Source organism: Pseudoduganella sp. GW821-FHT11H04 (genome assembly GCF_058807935.1).
The window spans coordinates 287,152-304,633 of the sequence record NZ_JBXARE010000001.1; the positions used below are offsets into that span (position 1 = coordinate 287,152).

A 17,482-nucleotide genomic window follows, 5' to 3' on the forward strand; every position below is an offset into this window, starting at 1 on the left:
CGAGTGCCCATGCAAGACAAATCGTTTTCCCCGCCGCGCCAGTCCGCTTTCGCAGCCCGTTACGAAGCGCAGAAGATCGCCTTCGGTCCAGTTGTGTTCCAATGCGTTCGCTACGCCTGGAAGCGCGGCATGTTGCAGGCGCTGTCCGATGCCGGCGGTGCTGGCCTGAGCATCGAGCAACTGGCTGCCGGCGGCAAATGGACCGAATACGCGTTGAAGGTCGTGCTGGAAACCTGCCTGTCCGCCGGCGTGGTGTCGATCGAGAATGGCGCCTACGTGCTCGATAAAGCAGGTTTCTGCATCCTGACCGACAAGATCACCCAGATCAATATCGATTTCAACCATGACGTCTGCTACCAGGGCTTGTTCGACCTGGATCGCTCGCTGGACGAAGAGAAGCCGATCGGCCTGAAGGCGCTGGGTGAATGGCCAACCCTGTACCAGGGCCTGTCGCAGTTGTCCGAGCCTGCCAAGACCAGCTGGTTCGCGTTCGACCACTATTACTCGGACACTTCCTTCCCCGACATCATGCCGGACGTCTTCGCAACCGCACCGCGCAAGGTGATGGACATCGGCGCCAACACTGGCAAATTCAGCCTGGCGACCCTGGCCTACAACGCCGACGTGCAGATGCACCTGGTCGACCTGCCGCGCCAGCTGCACGTGGCGGAGCAGAACCTGAAGGCCGCCGGCGTACGCGAACGCGCCAACCTGCACCCGATCGACCTGCTGGACGACGCGCACCCGCTGCCGGCCGGTATGGACGTGATCTGGATGAGCCAATTCCTCAGCTGCTTCAGCGAGCCGGCCATCGCCAGCATCCTGCGCCGCACAGCGGAAGCGCTGTCGGAGCGCGGTCAGCTGATCATCATGGATACCTTCTGGGACCGCCAGCAGTACGACATCGCTTCCTATTGCCTGATCAACACCTCGCCATACTTCACCGCCATGGCGAGCGGTAACTCGAAGATCTACCAGGCTGCCGACTACGTGCGCCTGGCGGAAGCGGCCGGCCTGCGCCTGCTGACCACGCGCGACAACATCGGCTACTGCCATTCGCTGTTGCGCTTTACCCGCGCCGGAGACGCTGGTGTTTAAACCCTGTTTCGTCGTTCCCGTCTATAACCACGAGCACGCCATCGCGGGCGTGGTGGCGGGACTGTTGCCGCACGGCCTGCACTGCGTGCTGGTCGATGACGGCAGCCGCCATGAGTGCGCTGCCGAACTGGCGCGCCTGGCGGCGGCGCATCCGACGCAGGTGACGCTGGTCACGCATGAAGTCAACCAGGGCAAGGGCGGCGCCGTCATGACCGGCTTCAAGTCCGCCGCTCGCCTGGGCTATACGCACGCGCTGCAAGTGGACGCCGACGGCCAGCACAACCTGGACGACGTGGCAGCCTTTTTAGCCAGCGCCGCTGAACGCCCCGACGTGCTGGTCGTGGGCTATCCAATCTACGATCAGTCGGTGCCGAAGGGCCGGCTTTACGGCCGCTACGCCACCCATATCTGGGTCTGGATCAATACCTTGTCGCTGCAGATCAAGGATTCCATGTGCGGCTTCCGCGTCTATCCGCTGCAGCCTGTCTTGGCCCTGATGGCGCGCCAGCGCCTCGGCCTGCGCATGAACTTTGACACCGAAATCCTGGTTCGCCTGTTCTGGGAAGGCGTGCCGATGGTGAACCGCGCCACCCGCGTCCGCTACCCGGCCGATGGCGTGTCACACTTCCAGGTCTGGCGCGACAACGTGCTTATCTCGCGCATGCACGCACGCCTGTTCTTCGGCATGCTGTGGCGCGCACCGCGCCTGCTGGCGCGCCGCTGGAGCGGTGCATGAGCCAGGCCGCACCACGCCACTGGGCTGCTATCAACGAAGTGAGCTTCGTGGCGGGCATGCGCCTGCTGTTCTGGATTTTCCGCGTGCTGGGCCGCTGGCCTTTCCGCGTCATGCTGTACCCGGTGCTGTGCTGGTACCTGCTGGCTGCGCCGCGCGCGCGCCGCGTGTCGGGCGCTTACCTGCGCCGCGTTGCCGCCTTTACGACGGTGCCGCGCCTGGGCGTGCTGCGCCACTTCGCCGCCTTCGCCGAGAGCATCCTCGACAAGATGCTGCTGTGGGGCGGCCTGTTCGACACCCGCAGCGTCGCGATGCACGGCGTCGATTCGATCAATGCCATGCTGGCGCGCGGGCAGGGCGGCCTGCTGGTGTGCTCGCACCTTGGCAATATGGAGCTGTCGCGCGTGCTGTCGCTGGACCGCCCGGACGTGAGGATCACGGTGCTGGTTCACACCCGCCACGCGCAAGCCTTCAACCGTATGCTGGCGCGCCTGAATCCGGCCAGCGCCCTGAACCTGATGCAGGTGACGGATATGGATGCGGCGATGGCGACGCAGCTGTCCGAGCGTGTTTCGCGCGGCGAATTGGTGGTTATTGCCGGCGACCGCGTGCCGGTGACCGACCAGCCGCGCGTAGCGATGGCCGACTTCCTGGGCGCCCCGGCGCCGTTCCCGGTGGGCCCCTACGTGCTGGCCGGCGTGCTGCAATGTCCCGTTTACCTGATTTTCCCGCTGCAGCGCGATGGCCGCAGCGAACTGCATTTCGAACTATTCAGCGAAGGACTGCGCCTGCCGCGTAAAGCGCGCGAAGCGGCGTTGCAGGACTGCGTGCAGCGCTACAGCGCTCGCTTGCAGCACTACTGCCTGCAAGCCCCGCTGCAATGGTTCAATTTTTACGACTTCTGGCATTTACCGAAACTGGATACTAGCGATGCACCTGGCTGACCTGACCAATGCGAAGCGCGAAGTGCGCTTTGACCGCAACCGACTGACGATCGAAGACATCGTCGATATCGCCGCAGGCCGCGCGCAAGCCGTGCTGTCCGACGATCCTGCTTACCGCGCCATGATTCAACGCGGCGCCGACTTCCTCGACCGCCTGCTGCGCGAGGACGGCAATATCTACGGCGTGACCACCGGCTACGGCGATTCCTGCACAGTGAACGTGCCGGCGGAGCTGGTAGCCGAATTGCCGCACCACCTGTACACCTACCACGGCTGCGGCCTGGGCGAGCACTTTTCGCCGGCGCAGACCCGCGCCATCCTGGCTTCGCGTCTGGCGTCGCTGTCCAAAGGCTTTTCCGGCGTCAGCCTGGACTTGCTGGAACAGATCGCGCGCCTGCTGGACGCCGGCCTGCTGCCGTTGATCCCAAGCGAAGGCTCGGTCGGCGCGAGCGGCGACCTGACCCCGCTGTCCTACCTGGCCGCAGTGCTGTGCGGCGAGCGTGAGGTGTGGCGCGACGGCGAGACCGTGCCGGCCGCACAGGCGCTGGCCGAAGCCGGCATCACGCCGCTGCGACTGCGCCCGAAAGAGGGCCTGGCCATCATGAACGGCACCGCCGTCATGACCGCTCTGGCTTGCCTGGCTTACGACCGCGCCGAATACCTGATGCGGCTCTGCACCCGCATCACGGCCATGGCATCCTTCACGCTGGACGGCAACGCCCACCACTTCAACGAAGTGCTGTTCTCGGTCAAGCCGCACGGCGGCATGCAGCAGATTGCGGCCTGGCTGCGTAGCGACCTGCCGACCGAGCTGCTGGAACGTAACGGCAAGCGCCTGCAAGACCGCTACTCGATCCGCTGCGCCCCGCACGTAATCGGCGTGCTGGCCGATGCCCTGCCGTTCTTCCGCACCTCGATCGAGAACGAGCTGAATAGCGCCAACGACAACCCGATCATTGATCCGGACGGCGAAACCGTGCTGCACGGCGGCCATTTCTACGGCGGCCATATCGCCTTTGCCATGGACGGCATGAAGAATGCGGTAGCCAACCTGGCCGACCTGATGGACCGCCAGATGGCGCTGATGGTCGATACCCGCTACAACCACGGCCTGCCAAGCAACCTGTCCGGCGCCACCGGCCCGCGCGCAGCAATCAACCACGGCCTGAAGGCGCTGCAGATCAGCGTGTCGGCATGGACCGCCGAAGCGCTGAAGCTGACCATGCCGGCTTCCGTGTTCTCGCGTTCGACCGAATGCCATAACCAGGACAAGGTAAGCATGGGCACCATCGCCGCGCGCGATTGCCTGCGCGTGCTCGAACTGGTGGAGCAGTGTGCCGCAGCGTTGCTGGTGACCGTGCGCCAGGGCGTGCACCTGCGCTGCCGCGAGAACGCGGACATGGCGCCGCAAGCTGCGCTGGCGCAAATGCAGCAGCTGCTGGCCGACGATATCGCTGTCGTGGCGGAAGATCGCCGCCTCGACCCGGAACTGCGCATGCTGGTTCAGCGCATCCGCAACAAGGCCTGGGACCTGTATGCGTAAGAAGGCGGAATCGCGCTGGTTCGCTGAAGTCGAGATGCAGGTCCAGTTCTTCGACCTGGATCCGATGGAGATCGTCTGGCACGGCAACTACGTCAAGTACCTTGAAGTGGTGCGCTGCGCGCTGCTCGACAAGATCGGCTACAACTACGTCGAGATGAAGGCATCCGGCTATGCCTGGCCGATCATCGATATGCACCTGCGTTACGCGGCCCCGGCAACCTTCGGCCAGGTGATCAATCTGCGCGCCGAGATCGTCGAGTGGGAAAACCGCCTGAAGATCGATTACCTGATCAGCGATGCCGCCACCGGACGCCGCCTGAACAAGGCAAGCACCATCCAGGTGGCCGTCGATATGGCGAGCAAGGAAATGTGCTTCGTGTCGCCGGCCATCCTGTTTGAGAAACTGGGAGTACCATTGCCATGCTGAAGCAACTGATGGCAGGAGCCGTATTGATCGCCGCGGGCGCATGCGCCCAGGCCGCCGCACCGGTGGCGAAAATCCAGGCGTTGCTGGCAAAGCCGGACGTGCTGTGCGGCCGCTTTGACCAGACCAAGAACCTGGCCGGCATGAAGAAGCCATTACTGTCGAATGGCCGCTTCTGCGTGGTCAAAGGCAAGGGCGTGCTGTGGCGAACCCTGAAGCCTTTCCCCAACACCCTGCGCCTGACGCGCGACGAAATCGTCCACCTGCAGGGCGACCGCGTCGCCATGCGCATGGATGCCAAGACCGAGCCGGTGGTACGCATGATTAACAGCGTGCTGTTCTCGCTGCTGGGCGGCGACCTGGCGCAGCTGGACAAGATGTTCGAAGTGGATGGCACCGCCGACAAGGACAGCTGGCAGGTAGCGCTGAAGGCGCGCGAGCCGGCGCTGGCCAAGGCCATCGGCGCCATCAACCTGGAAGGCGCCGCATACGTGAAGCGCATCGAAATGAACGAGGCTTCCGGTGACAAGACCACGATCGTGTTCTCCGCCATGCAGACCGGGGAAGGCGCGATGACAGCGGAAGAGGCGACGCAATTCTGATATGAAGGCAAACCGCTTCGCCCTGTTGTGGCTCCTCGTCGCGACCCTGGTGGTCGGGCATAACGCGTGGCTGTGGTTTGTGCAGCGCGTGGTGCCGGATACCGACATCCTGGCCCTGTTGCCAGTGCAGGAGCGCGACCCGGTGCTGCAGCAATCCTTCCAGCATATGGTCGACTCGGCGCAGCAGCGCCTTGTCGTGCTGGTGGGCGCGGCGGACTGGAACAAGGCGAAGCAGGCGGCGGACGCCTACCGCAAGGTAATCGGCGAGCAGCCGGGCGTGGTAGCGGCGACGGCGCTGAACGAGAAAACGCAGGACGACTGGCTGCAATTGTTCCGCAAGCACCGCAGCGTGCTGATGACCGGACAGCAGGAGAGCCAGCTGAAAGAGCAGGGCGCACAAGCCTGGTCGGAAACCGCGCTGGGCGGACTGTATAACACCTTCGGCGGCCCCAAAGTGGGCAGCTGGCAGGAAGATCCCTTCGGCCTGTTCGCAGGCTGGGTGCAGGAGCGCGCGCAAGAAACCCCGGTGCGTCCGCGCGATGGCTACCTCTTCGTCGGCGACGACAAGGTGCAGTACGTACTGCTGCCCTTCGAACTGAAAGTGCCGGCATTCTCGATCACGGCGCAGGACAAGGTGCTGCCGCTGCTGGAACGCGCCGCCGCTGCCGCCCGGGCCGCGGAGCCCGAAGCGGACCTGATCCCCGCTGGCGTGATCCTGCACGCGGCGGCAGCCAGCGCCCAGGCGCAGCGTGAAATGCACACCATCGGCGCCGGCTCCCTGCTCGGCATCGTGCTGCTTACCTGGCTGGTGTTCCGCACGGTGCGGCCAATCGTGATGGTGCTGCTCTCGATTACGGTCGGTGTTCTCGGTGCCTTTTCCGTTTGCTGGCTGGTCTTTGGCCAGGTGCACCTTATGACGTTGGTGTTCGGCGCCAGCCTGATCGGCGTGGCGCAGGACTACGGCATCGACTTCTTGTGCAACCGCATGGAGGCTGATCCGAAACTTGATTCGCACGCGCTGCTGCGCCGCCTGCTGCCGGCCCTGGTGCTGACGTTGCTGGCGGCGGTTATCGGATATGCCGGCCTGGCCTTCACGCCGTTCCCGGGCCTGCGCGCCATGGCGGTGTTTTCGGCCCTGGGCCTGGTCTTTGCGTGGCTGACGGTAATGGCCTGGTTCCCGCTGTTTGTTCGCGGCGGCGTGCTGCGCCAGGGCCCCTTGGTGGCGCCGTACGTCAGGCTGCTGGCGCATTGGCCGCGCTGGCCGTTCCCGCGCGCGACCGCAACGCCGGCCGGCCGCCTGCTGTTCGTGCTGGCTACAGTGCTCGGCGGCTCGGCGCTCGGCGTCGGCATCTCCCGCATTGGCGCAAATGACGACATCCGCCTGCTGCAGAATTCCCCGAAGGCGCTGGTCGACAGCCAGCAGCGCCTGGGCAAGCTGCTCGATTCCGCCTCCCCGGTCCAGTACTTCCTGGTGCGCGCCAGCAGCGAAGAGGAAGTATTGCAGCGCGAGGAAGCATTGAAGCGCGGCCTGGACCCGCTGATTGCGGCCGGCGTGATCGGCGGCTACCAGGCAATATCGAACTGGGTCCCTTCGCAGGTGCAGCAAGCGCAACGCCGGGCGCTGATACATGACAAGCTATTCGCGGACAACGGCCCACTGGCCGCCGTGGCGGAGCAGGTTGGCGAAGACAAAGCCTGGATCGCGGCAACGCGCGCCAAGGCGGCCGAAGGCGCCGCACCGCTTTTGCCGCAAGACTTCCTGGCGGCTCCTTCAAGCGAGCCATGGCGCCACCTCTGGCTTGGCCGGCATCGCAAGGAGTTCGCCAGCATTGTCGCCGTGCGCGGCATGCAGTACAGCGGCTTGCCGCGACTCCATGCGGCTGCCGAAGGAATGCATGGCGTGCAGTGGGTCGACAAAGTGGGCGAGATTTCGGCTGTGCTGGGACGCTACCGTGTGATGATGGGCTGGGTGCTTGCTGCTGCATATTTGCTGGTGTTCCTGCTCTTGCTGCCGCGCTACCGTGGCGGCGCCTGGCGCGTCCTGGCGCCGACCTTGCTGGCCAGTGCAGCATCGCTGTCGCTGCTTGGCTGGTTCGGCATGCCGCTGCAGCTGTTCCACGTGCTTGGCCTGATGCTGCTGCTCGGCGTGGGCGTGGACTATGGCGTCTTCATGGCGGAACGTGCCAGCCGCGGCCCGGTTGCCCCATGGCTGGCGGTCGGCATGGCAGCGGCCAACGCGATCCTGGGCTTTGGCCTGCTCGGCTTGAGCAGCACGCCGGCGCTGCGGGCGTTCGGCCTGACCATGCTGGTGGGCACGGCGCTGGTGTGGCTGCTGGTGCCATGCTTTGTAATCAACGAGGATAAGAAGAATGTGGAAGCGGCTTAAGACGATAGCGATTGCTGCGCTGCTGCTGTCGGCCTGCGCGACAAGCACGCCGCCGCCTGCCGCGCGCCTGGGACTGAAACTGGCGCCGCAGGCGCTGGGCGAGTCGATCAGCGTGCAGCAGCACTTGCGCGTCGAGCGCAATGGCCGCAATGATGAACTGGATGTAGCATTGGAAGTCGAACCGCAAAGGCTGGAGCTGGTCGGCCTGGTCCTGGGCCAGCGCGTGCTGTCCTTGAGCTACGACGGCAAGGAAATGAAAGAGTGGCGCCACGCCATGCTGCCATCGCAAGTGAAGGCGGAAGACGTGCTGGAAGACATGCAGCTGACCCTGTGGCCGGTTGAAGCCGTGCGTGCAGCGCTGCCGGCCGGCTGGCAGGTGGAAGAGCAGGGCCTGCGCCGCACGCTGTCGCTGGACGGCGAAACCATCATGGTGATCAATTACAGTGGCATGCCGCGCTGGAGCGGCAAGCTGGTACTCGATAACCTGCGTTACAAATATCGCCTGACCATTGAATCGGAGTTGCAGTAATGGCTTTTTACCTGAACGACTGCGGCATCGTGTGCGCCATGGGCGACGGCAAGCAAGCCGTGCGCGAGGCGCTGCTGCGCGGCGAGAGCGGCGTGCAGCCGACTGAAGCCTGTTCGCCGGGCCGCATGCTGCCGCTGGGCCTCGCTGCCGGCGTCGTGCTGCCTTCGGTGGAGCACTTGCCGCTGGCGCAGCGCAGCCGCAACAACCAGTTTGCCCTGGCGGCACTGGCGCAGATCCGTCCGGCGGTCGATGCGGCCATTGCGCGCCACGGCGCGAATCGCGTCGGCGTGGTGATTGGCACGAGTACTTCCGGTGTCGGCGAAGCGGAAGCGGCGTTGGCTGCCCGCTTGGCCAGCGGCGAATTGCCTGCCGGCTTCCACTACGGCCAGCAAGAGATGGGCGCGCCCGCACTGCTGCTGGCGCGGGAACTTGGCATCAGTGGCCCGGCACTCGTGCATTCGAGCGCCTGCTCGTCCGGCGCCAAGGCACTGGCCAGCGCGGCGCGCCTGATCGCCATGGGCGCCTGCGATGCCGTGGTGGCAGGCGGCGTGGACACGCTGTGCGCCTTCACCGTGGCAGGTTTCTCGGCGCTGGAATCGGTCAGTGCGGTGCGCTGCAATCCATTGAGCGCCAACCGCAACGGCATCAATATCGGCGAAGGCGCCGGCCTGTTCCTCATGAGCCGCGAACCGTCGGCCGTGGCGCTATGCGGCTGGGGGGAATCGTCTGACGGCCACCATATTTCTGCACCCGACCCGGAAGGCGGCGGGGCGCGGCTGGCGATTGGCCAGGCGCTGCAGCGCGCCGGCATCACGCCGCAGCAAGTCGATTACATCAACCTGCACGGCACGGCCACGATCCAGAACGATGCGATGGAGTCGCGCGTGGTGGCGTCGCTTTTCGGCAGCGACGTGCCGGTCAGTTCGACCAAGGCATTCACCGGCCACGCGCTGGGCGCGGCGGCCGCGCTGGAAGCAGCCTTGTGCTGGCTGCTGATGCAGGACGATAATCCGGAAGGCTACCTGCCGCCGCAACTGTGGGATGGCGCAGCCGACCCGGCGCTGCCGGCGCTGCAGGTCGCGGCCCCCGGCGCCAAGCTTGGCCGCCCGCTGCGCTATGCTTTGAGCAATTCCTTCGCCTTTGGCGGCTCGAACGCCGCCTTGCTGCTCGGGAGGATGGCATGACGATGCCCGATATCCGCACCCTGGTGCCGCACGGCGGCCCAATGTGCCTGCTCGATCGTGTCGTCGCTTCCGACGCCGAAACGCTGGTTGCGGAAGTTGCGATCCACGAGGCGAGCCTGTTCTATACGCAGGCCATACAGGGGGTGGGCAGCTGGGTCGGCATCGAATACATGGCGCAGGCTGTGGCCGCGCACGCCGGCTGGTTGGCAAAGCGCGATGGCGGTACGGTCAAGCCGGGCTTCCTGCTTGGTTCGCGCCGCTACAGCACGCAACGCCCGCTGTTCGCCAACGGACAGGTGCTGCAGGTCAAGGTAAAGATGGAAATGCGCGGGGATAATGGGCTCGGCGCATATGAGTGTTTAATTGCCGATACAGGCAATCCAGGGCAGGAGCTGGCCAGCGCCACGCTGACCGTGTTCCAGCCCGATGATGTCAATAAGTTTTTGCATGGGGTATGAAATGAATAAGTCTGTCTTGGTGACGGGATCGTCGCGCGGCATCGGCAAAGCGGTTGCGCTGCGCCTGGCTCGCGATGGCTTCGACGTGGTGGTGCATTGCCGCAGCCAGCGCGCCGAAGCGGAGGCGGTGGCGCAGCAGATTGCGGAGATGGGCCGCACTGCGCGCGTACTGCAGTTCGATATCGGCGACCGCGCTGTTGCCGCAGCCGCTTTGGAAGCAGATATCGCCGAACATGGCTGCTATTACGGCGTGGTGTGCAACGCCGGCGTGGCGCGCGACAATGCTTTCCCCGCCATGAGCGGCGAGGATTGGGACATCGTATTGCGCACCAACCTGGATGGCTTCTACAACGTGGTCAATCCACTGGTCATGCCGATGGTCCAGCGCCGCAAGCCGGGCCGCATCGTCACCATGGCTTCCGTATCGGGCCTGGTGGGCAACCGGGGCCAGGTCAATTACAGCGCGGCCAAGGCCGGCATCATCGGCGCCACCAAGGCGCTGGCGCTGGAACTGGCCAAGCGCAATATCACCGTCAACTGCGTGGCGCCGGGCCTGATCGATACCGACATGACCGAAGACCTGCCGATGGATGAAGTGCTGAAAATGATCCCTGCGCGCCGCGTCGGCACCGCGGATGAAGTGGCCGCTGCCGTCAGCTTCCTGGTCGGCGAGGAATCGGGCTACATCACCCGCCAGGTGATTTCCGTGAACGGAGGCCTGGCATGAACCGCCGCGTCGTCGTCACCGGCATGGCCGGCATCAGCCCACTGGGCAACGACTGGGCGACCATCCGTGGCCGCCTGGGCGAGTACCGCAACGCCATCGTACGCATGGCGGATTGGGAAGACTATGAGGGCCTGAATACCCGCCTCGGCGCGCCGGCGGCGGAATTCGAACTGAGCCCGCGTTTCAACCGCAAGACCATGCGCAGCATGGGCCGCGTAGCCCTGATGGCGACCCGCGCCACCGAACTGGCGCTGGAAGACGCCGGCCTGCTTGATTCCGAACTGCTGAAGAGCGGCCGCATGGGTGTGTCCTTCGGCTCCTCGGCCGGCACGCCAAGCGCCATCGGCGACTTCGGCCGCATGATGGAAGAGCGCAGCACGCGCGGTATCAACGCCACCACTTATATCAAGATGATGTCGCACACCGCGCCGGTGAATATCGGCGTGTTCTTTGGCGCCACCGGCCGCGTGATCACCACGTCCAGTGCCTGCACTTCGGGCAGCCAGGGCATCGGCTACGCCTACGAGGCGATCCGCAGCGGCAAGCAGACCGCCATGATCGCGGGCGGCGCGGAAGAACTATGCGCAACAGAGGCGGCGGTGTTCGACACGCTGTTCGCCACCAGCACCCGCAACGATGCGCCGCACACCACGCCGCGCCCGTTCGACAAGGCGCGCGACGGCCTGGTGATCGGCGAAGGCGCCGGCTGCCTGATCCTGGAAGACATGGAGCACGCGCAGGCGCGCGGCGCCAATATCTACGCCGAGATCGTGGGCTTCGGCACCAATAGCGACGGCTGCCACGTGACCCAGCCCAATTCGACCACCATGGCGCAAGCCATGCGCCTGGCGCTGGAAGATGCGGACCTGCCGGCATCGGCGATCGGCTACGTGAATGCACACGGCACTGCGACCCAGCACGGCGATATCGCCGAATCGCATGCCACTCATTCGATCTTCGGCAGCAGCATGCCAATCAGCTCGCTCAAGAGCTATATGGGCCACACCCTGGGCGCTTGCGGCGCGCTGGAAGCGTGGATCAGCATCCAGATGATGAACGAAGGCTGGTTTGCACCAACCGTAAGCTTGACCGATATCGACCCGGAATGCGCGCCCCTCGACTATATTGCGGGAGAAGGGCGTCATATGCAGTGTGACTATGTGATGTCGAATAACTTCGCCTTTGGCGGTATCAATACCTCCCTGATCTTTAAGAAAGGAAGCAAATGAAGACCACCCGCCGTACTCTTTTGCTGGGCGCCGGCCTGGTTGCATTGACCCTGGTTCAAGGCTGCGCAACGCATGTCCGCTCCACCGCGTTGACCAACCCGCCGCCAGCCGAGGCTTTCAAGAACTTTGGCCGCATCGAAGTGAAAACCGCGATCCTCGCCCCGGGCGCCAAGGGCAAGGAGAAAGGTGTCGAACGTATCGACGCCAATATCAAGAAGGACCTGGCGAAGAAATTGGCGGAATGGAACAGCCGGCCTGAGAATGGCCGCACCCTGGTGGTGGAGCCGGTCGTGGAGCAGCTGGAACTGACCGGCGGCGCCTCGCGTGTGATGTTCGGCCCATTGGCCGGCAGCTCGGGTGTGCTGATGCGCATGAATATCCGCGACAGCAAAGGCAACCTGATCGCATCGCCTGAATTCTTCCAGCGTGCCGACGCGATGGCAGCCGGTTGGACTATGGGCGTGGGCGATGGCTTGATGCTGACCCGTGTATCAAACCTGGCAACCGACTACCTGATCGCCAATTTTGAACAAGCGCGTGGCGGCCCGACCGGCGCCGATAGCAAGGCAGTAAAGCAGTGAAGCAGTAATCCCCTAAACCGTAAGGAGAAATAAGAATGAAAAAGATGTTCGCGGCCGCTGCCGCTGCAGCAGCCCTGATCTCCACCGTCGCCCCTGCGCAGGCGCGCGACAACAAACTGACCTTCCCGATCGCCGGCGCAATGGCTGAAAACGATGCCAAGGGCCGCCTGGGCGAAGACGTGCAGTTCTTCTTCGGCGACCAACAACCAGCCGGCAAGCTTGAAAAACTTGGCAGCGACAGGACCAGCCAGAAGACCAACGGCTTCAACAAGTCCCCTCAGACTGCCTGCAACTGGGCCTTCCTGTCGGCCATGCTGCAACTGAAGAAGCGCGCCAACGCGCTGGGCGCCGACGCCATCGTCAACATCCAGAGCAATCACAACAACCAGCCATTTTCTTCGGCCACCGAGTATGAGTGCACCGACGGCGCCTTTGTCACTCGCGTCGAGCTGAAGGCTGATTTCGTCCGCCTGAAAAAGTAATCGCCATGCGGCCGCAAGCGACCCTTTGGCTGCTTGACCTGGCCGCGATCGACGAAGCCACGCTGGCACAAGGCCTCGAAAGCCTTGGCGCCAGCGTGCAGCAGCGCTACCGCCGCTTTCGACGGGCCGAACGGCAACGCCAGTTTATCGCCGGCCGCCTCCTGCTTCGGCGCGCACTGGCCGATGCCAGGCCGGACGTTCCCGGCACAGACATTCATTTCTCCGAACGCCCAGGTGCCGCACCGCAGGTCAGCATGCCCGGCGCTTCGCCATATTTCAGTATTTCACATGCGGGCCAATGGGTCGCTTGCGCCGTGAGCTCGGCAGCCCCGCTTGGCCTGGACATCGAACTGCATGGGCGCAAACGCGATTTTGCCGCACTTGCCGAACACAGTTTCGAGGCCGCCATCGCACAGCGGCTAGCCAGCTTGCCGGAAGCCGAACGCGCCGCCGCCTTCTATCGTGAGTGGTGCCGGCTGGAAGCCGAATTCAAGCTGGGACAGCCCGCACAGCATTGGCTGCAACCCGGGCATGCCGAACTGACAATCGCTATTGCGAGCATCGCGGAACTCGAGCTGCTGGTGCGACAGGCATAAAAAATCGGGTGGCCCAAGGGACCACCCGCCAAGGGAGGTACTACTGCAGCGAGGGCATTACTTGCCGGCGACAGTCAGCTCACTCTTCACTTCCTTTACTCCCGCCACGGCGGATGCGGCCTGGATCGCTTTGGCGCCTGCATCGGAGCTTGACACCGATCCACTCAGGATAACCACGCCCTGGTTGGCCGAAACGGTGATCTCTTTCTGGTCCGATAGGGCCGATTTGACCTTGGCCAGCAGCGTCGCATCGTTGGTGGCGACGGCTGCACCGGCCATGGCGGCTTCTTGCTGCGCGTGTGCGGACAGCGAGGCGAGGGCGAATGCAGCGGCAGCGAACAGGCCTGCGATCAGTTTGGAATCCTTCATGGTCTATCTCTCCATTTTTGAGTTGGCAAATTCAACGCTGGTGCGTTGTCCTTATCTTTGCAAGGTGTGTGCCATGTAGAGAAATCAACGACTTAGCTATGCGGCAACATGAAGTTTGTCGCCGCATAGCGACAGGATTTGGACCTTTGGCCCAAAGAGCCTGATTTGACGGGGTTTATGGCTGTCGCTCCTCGGCGACAGCCTCGTTGCGGAACTGCGCGGCATTGAGTTCGTGCTTTTGCAGCAGGCGGTAAAACTCGGTGCGGTTGCGCTCTGCCAGGCGCGAGGCGTCGGCCACATTGCCGTCTGTGAGCTTGAGCAGCTGCACCAGGTAATTGCGCTCGAAGCGCTGCTTGGCCTCCGTGTAGCTGAGTACTTCCAGCGAGGGCACGCGCAGCGCTCGCTGCACCAGGGACAACGGCAGCAGCGGCGCCGTGGCAAGCGCGCAGGCATGTTCGACGACGTTATACAGCTGGCGCACATTGCCGGGCCAGGAGGCGCGCGACAAGGCTTCCAGCGCATCGGGCGCGAAGCCATTCACTGGCTTGCCGTATTTGGCAGCCAGCATTTGCAGGAAGCGCGTTGCCAGCAGGCCGATGTCTTCACGGCGCTCGGCAAGCGAGGGCAGGGTGAGCGTGATCACATTCAGGCGGTAGTACAAGTCCTCACGGAACTGGCCTTCGAGCATGGCCGCTTCCAGGTCGCGATGGGTGGCCGACAGCACGCGCACGTCGATAGCACGTCCGCTGTCGGAGCCAACCTGGCGTACCACGCGTTCCTGCAGCACGCGCAACAGCTTCACTTGCAGCAGCAATGGCATGTCGCCGATCTCGTCGAGGAAGAGCGTGCCGCCGTCGGCCGCCTGCAGCAGGCCTTCGCGGCTGGCGACGGCGCCGGTGAAGGCGCCTTTCACGTGGCCGAACAATTCGGACTCCAGCAACTGTTCCGGAATCGCACCGCAGTTGACGGCGATGAAGGGTGCGGCGGAACGGCGGCTTGCGCGGTGGATGGCGCGCGCCAGCAATTCCTTGCCGGTGCCGCTTTCACCGCGCAGCAGCACGCTGGCGTCGGAAGCCGCCACCAGTTGCGCATCATGCAGTAGCTCTTCCATGGCGCGGCTGCGGCTGATGATGTCGGCGCGCCAGGCGCCGTTGCCGGCTTCCGGTGTGGCATCCGGTGCCGACACGCTTAGGGCCATGGCGATACGATCGAGCAGCAAGCGTGCGTCGAAAGGCTTGGTCAGGTAGGCGTAGGCGCCGAGTGAAGTTGCTTCCACCGCATCGGGGATGGTGCCGTGGGCGGTCAGCAGGATCACGGGCAGCGCAGGATGCTGGCTGCGGATTTGCTGGAACAGCGACATGCCGTCGCGCTCGGGCAGCCGCACGTCGCTGATCACCATTGCCGGCAGGGCGATCGACAGGCTGGCAAGCGCCGCTTCCGCGCTGCCGACGGCGGTGACCTGGTAGCCGTTGGCGCTCAGGCGCATGGAGAGCAGGCGCAGCAGGTCCGGGTCGTCGTCGACCAGCAGCAGCCGCGGGGGAATGGGTGGTCGCATATCGCTCATTATTTGCTCGCTCTGGCAGGCAGGCCGCGCTCGATTTCCTTGAGCGCTTCCAGGGTTTCATTCAATTGCTCGTTCTTGCGCTGGTTGTCTTTCAGCTGCGCGCGCAGGCGCTCGCCGTCATCCATCAGGCGGCGGGTATCGGCGCATTGGGCAGACAGCAGCTGCGCCAGCTGGCGCAAACCTTGCGCCTCCGGTTCCGGCATGGTGGCGACGATGTCGAACTGGGCTTGCGCGCGAGCCAGGTCGCCGTTGCCTCGCGTGAGCGAGAGCACCATGGCTGATTGCAGTTGCACCTTTGGTGTCTTTTGCTGGAGCGAGAGACCGCTCAATTCCTTCAGTAGTTCACCCTGCGTCATGCGGCGCAGCGACTGGTGGTAAGCCAGCATTGGCGCGACCTCGTCCTGCGGTGCGACCACCAGCGTCAGTTGCGCGGGTAGGGGCGGTGGCGGAAGGGGCGGCAGAGGCGCCGTGATCGGCTGGCGCTGCGCGCAGGCGCCAAGCGCCAAGAGCAGCAGCAAGGGCAGGGACTTAGAAGTCATAGGGCAGCTCGATCCGGAAATGGGCGCCGGCGCTCGCCGGCAGTAATTGCAGGGAACCGCCGTGGGCGTTGACATATTCGAGCACGATGGACAAGCCGACGCCGTTGCCGCGCCGCGCGCCGGGCGGCTGGCGCTGCCCCTGGTAGAAAGGTTCAAAGATATGGGCTGCATCTTCAGGTGCGACGCCCGGGCCCTGGTCTACACAGTCGATGGCCAGCATGCCGGCTTGCTCGCCGATGATGAAGCGTATCGTCCCGCCTTCCGGGCTATAGCGCAGGGCGTTGGACAGCAGGTTGCTGGTGACAATGGCTAATTTTCCGGGATCGATGTCGATAGGCGGCGCACTTCCATCCACCGTTATGTCGAGGCGGTGCGCTTGCCATTGCAGGCGTTGCGCGTCGACAGTATCGCGCAGCAGCGCGGCGATATCGGTTGGCTGGCGTTGCAGGTGCTGGGCGGCGAAAGTGGCGGTGTTATAGCGCAGCAGGTCTTCAATCTGGTTTTGCAGGGAAGCGGTGTTCTGGCGAAGGATGCCGGCCACCTCGCGCTGGCTTGCGTTCAGCGTGCCGGCCACTTCGTCCTCCAGCAGGGCCACGCCTTCCACCAGTGCCGCTAGCGGTGTTTTCAGTTCGTGCGAAATATGGCGCAGGAAGCGCGACTTGTCGGCCTCCAGGCTAGCCAGTCGCTGGCGCAGCCAGTTCAGTTGCTGGCCGAGGCGGCGCAAGTCGTCCGGGCCTTCCACTTCGATCGGCTGGTCGTAGCGGTTGCCGCCCAGGCGGCCGATGGCGCCTTCAATCTGCGCCAGTGGGCGCGACAGCCAGAAGCCGCAGCCAATGGCGAGGGCGGCGGCCAGGCTGATGGTGGCGAGCAGTTGCCCGGCCAGCACGCTGCGCCGGTGTTCGAGTCCGAGCAGGATGCGCTGGTTGCGCTGGTCGACTTCGCGTTTTACTTCTTCGGCCAGGTCTTCGTTGATGGCGGGCAGGCCGGCCAACGCTAGGTTCAGCATGTGCTGGCGCTGGGCGCGTTTGGCGTGCGGAGCTTCCAGTGCGTTCCACGCTTGTTCGCCTTGGTCGCGCCAGGCGGCGAAGCTGGCTTTTGGGACTGAGGGCAGGCCGGAGGACAGGGCAGAGAGTGCGTCTTCGCCATCGTGCCAGGCGGCTGCGTAGCGGTCGCGGAAGGCGGGATCGTCCAGCACCAGGAATTGCCGTGCGCTGCGCTCCATTGCCACGCTGCGTTCGGCCAGTCGCTGGACGCTGGCTGTCAGCGCCACGGCGTGCTGGCCGACGGCGCGGCTTTCGGCGGCCAGGTGGTCCAGAGTGAGCAAGGCCTGGATCGAAGTCGCGCTGAGCAGCAAGGCGATCAGCAGGAAGACGCCCAGCAGTAGTTGGCGAAAAGAAAGCTTAATGAACATAGGGCATGCGCCGGAAACCACGTGGTTAACCGGCGCATGATAGGAGATTTGGCTGTATTGCCGCGCTCGCTTGCCTATGCCTG

Annotated in this window: 19 protein-coding genes; 15 read left to right on the forward strand and 4 right to left on the reverse strand. The window is 64.4% G+C overall.

All coding sequences use genetic code 11. The features are described 5' to 3' along the window. Positions 1-9: 9 nt before the first annotated feature. The 15 genes from AC1RTP_RS01390 to AC1RTP_RS01460 are packed head-to-tail and all read left to right on the forward strand — an operon-like array spanning position 10 to position 13,516. Entirely contained in the window at positions 10-1,098 is a 1,089-nt protein-coding gene (locus AC1RTP_RS01390) for a class I SAM-dependent methyltransferase (RefSeq protein ID WP_498604188.1), read from the forward strand. Continuing rightward, positions 1,091-1,834 (forward strand): glycosyltransferase family 2 protein, encoded by a 744-nt coding sequence (locus tag AC1RTP_RS01395; protein WP_498604189.1) that lies wholly within the window; start codon positions 1,091-1,093, stop codon positions 1,832-1,834. Before AC1RTP_RS01390 ends, AC1RTP_RS01395 begins: the two co-directional genes overlap by 8 nt. Further along, complete coding sequence (locus tag AC1RTP_RS01400) at positions 1,831-2,775, forward strand: lysophospholipid acyltransferase family protein (RefSeq protein ID WP_498604190.1); 945 nt, start codon at positions 1,831-1,833, stop codon at positions 2,773-2,775. The genes AC1RTP_RS01395 and AC1RTP_RS01400 overlap by 4 nt, the downstream gene beginning before the upstream one ends. After that, positions 2,762-4,318 carry an HAL/PAL/TAL family ammonia-lyase gene (locus tag AC1RTP_RS01405; RefSeq protein ID WP_498604191.1) on the forward strand — a complete coding sequence of 519 codons (1,557 nt, stop codon included), beginning with the start codon at positions 2,762-2,764 and terminating at the stop codon, positions 4,316-4,318. The genes AC1RTP_RS01400 and AC1RTP_RS01405 overlap by 14 nt, the downstream gene beginning before the upstream one ends. Further along, positions 4,311-4,745 carry an acyl-CoA thioesterase gene (locus tag AC1RTP_RS01410; protein ID WP_498604193.1) on the forward strand — a complete coding sequence of 145 codons (435 nt, stop codon included), beginning with the start codon at positions 4,311-4,313 and terminating at the stop codon, positions 4,743-4,745. The genes AC1RTP_RS01405 and AC1RTP_RS01410 overlap by 8 nt, the downstream gene beginning before the upstream one ends. Further along, entirely contained in the window at positions 4,739-5,344 is a 606-nt protein-coding gene (locus tag AC1RTP_RS01415) for an outer membrane lipoprotein carrier protein LolA (protein WP_498604194.1), read from the forward strand. The genes AC1RTP_RS01410 and AC1RTP_RS01415 overlap by 7 nt, the downstream gene beginning before the upstream one ends. Before the next feature lies 1 nt (position 5,345). Continuing rightward, positions 5,346-7,730, forward strand: a complete 2,385-nt coding sequence (locus tag AC1RTP_RS01420) for an MMPL family transporter (RefSeq protein ID WP_498604195.1) — start codon at positions 5,346-5,348, stop codon at positions 7,728-7,730. Beyond that, positions 7,714-8,259 (forward strand): DUF3261 domain-containing protein, encoded by a 546-nt coding sequence (locus AC1RTP_RS01425; RefSeq protein WP_498604196.1) that lies wholly within the window; start codon positions 7,714-7,716, stop codon positions 8,257-8,259. The genes AC1RTP_RS01420 and AC1RTP_RS01425 overlap by 17 nt, the downstream gene beginning before the upstream one ends. Continuing rightward, positions 8,259-9,443: a beta-ketoacyl-ACP synthase gene (locus AC1RTP_RS01430; protein WP_498604198.1), complete on the forward strand. Its 1,185-nt coding sequence runs from the start codon at positions 8,259-8,261 to the stop codon at positions 9,441-9,443. The genes AC1RTP_RS01425 and AC1RTP_RS01430 overlap by 1 nt, the downstream gene beginning before the upstream one ends. Then, positions 9,440-9,901, forward strand: coding sequence for a hotdog family protein (locus AC1RTP_RS01435; RefSeq protein WP_498604199.1), 462 nt, complete (start codon positions 9,440-9,442; stop codon positions 9,899-9,901). The genes AC1RTP_RS01430 and AC1RTP_RS01435 overlap by 4 nt, the downstream gene beginning before the upstream one ends. A 1-nt stretch (position 9,902) precedes the next feature. Further along, positions 9,903-10,628, forward strand: coding sequence for a 3-oxoacyl-ACP reductase FabG (fabG, locus tag AC1RTP_RS01440; RefSeq protein WP_498604200.1), 726 nt, complete (start codon positions 9,903-9,905; stop codon positions 10,626-10,628). Next, positions 10,625-11,857, forward strand: coding sequence for a beta-ketoacyl-ACP synthase (locus tag AC1RTP_RS01445; protein ID WP_498604202.1), 1,233 nt, complete (start codon positions 10,625-10,627; stop codon positions 11,855-11,857). The genes fabG and AC1RTP_RS01445 overlap by 4 nt, the downstream gene beginning before the upstream one ends. Next, positions 11,854-12,438 (forward strand): hypothetical protein, encoded by a 585-nt coding sequence (locus AC1RTP_RS01450; protein ID WP_498604203.1) that lies wholly within the window; start codon positions 11,854-11,856, stop codon positions 12,436-12,438. Before AC1RTP_RS01445 ends, AC1RTP_RS01450 begins: the two co-directional genes overlap by 4 nt. 35 nt (positions 12,439-12,473) lie before the next feature. Next, positions 12,474-12,920, forward strand: a complete 447-nt coding sequence (locus AC1RTP_RS01455; RefSeq protein WP_498604204.1) for an excinuclease ATPase subunit — start codon at positions 12,474-12,476, stop codon at positions 12,918-12,920. A gap of 5 nt (positions 12,921-12,925) precedes the next feature. Further along, positions 12,926-13,516, forward strand: coding sequence for a 4'-phosphopantetheinyl transferase family protein (locus tag AC1RTP_RS01460; protein WP_498604206.1), 591 nt, complete (start codon positions 12,926-12,928; stop codon positions 13,514-13,516). 57 nt (positions 13,517-13,573) lie between these two features. Here AC1RTP_RS01460 and AC1RTP_RS01465 read toward each other — a convergent pair whose 3' ends face one another. The 4 genes from AC1RTP_RS01465 to AC1RTP_RS01480 all read right to left on the reverse strand — a co-directional run bounded on the left by AC1RTP_RS01465 (position 13,574) and on the right by AC1RTP_RS01480 (position 17,399). Further along, positions 13,574-13,885: a BON domain-containing protein gene (locus tag AC1RTP_RS01465; protein WP_498604207.1), complete on the reverse strand. Its 312-nt coding sequence runs from the start codon at positions 13,883-13,885 to the stop codon at positions 13,574-13,576. 175 nt (positions 13,886-14,060) lie between these two features. Further along, a complete protein-coding gene (locus AC1RTP_RS01470) occupies positions 14,061-15,449 on the reverse strand; it encodes a sigma 54-interacting transcriptional regulator (RefSeq protein WP_498604208.1) in 1,389 nt (462 codons plus the stop codon). Further along, positions 15,449-15,988, reverse strand: a complete 540-nt coding sequence (locus AC1RTP_RS01475; RefSeq protein ID WP_498604210.1) for a hypothetical protein — start codon at positions 15,986-15,988, stop codon at positions 15,449-15,451. Before AC1RTP_RS01475 ends, AC1RTP_RS01470 begins: the two co-directional genes overlap by 1 nt. Then, positions 15,978-17,399, reverse strand: coding sequence for a HAMP domain-containing sensor histidine kinase (locus AC1RTP_RS01480; protein ID WP_498604211.1), 1,422 nt, complete (start codon positions 17,397-17,399; stop codon positions 15,978-15,980). Before AC1RTP_RS01480 ends, AC1RTP_RS01475 begins: the two co-directional genes overlap by 11 nt. Positions 17,400-17,482: the final 83 nt, after the last annotated feature.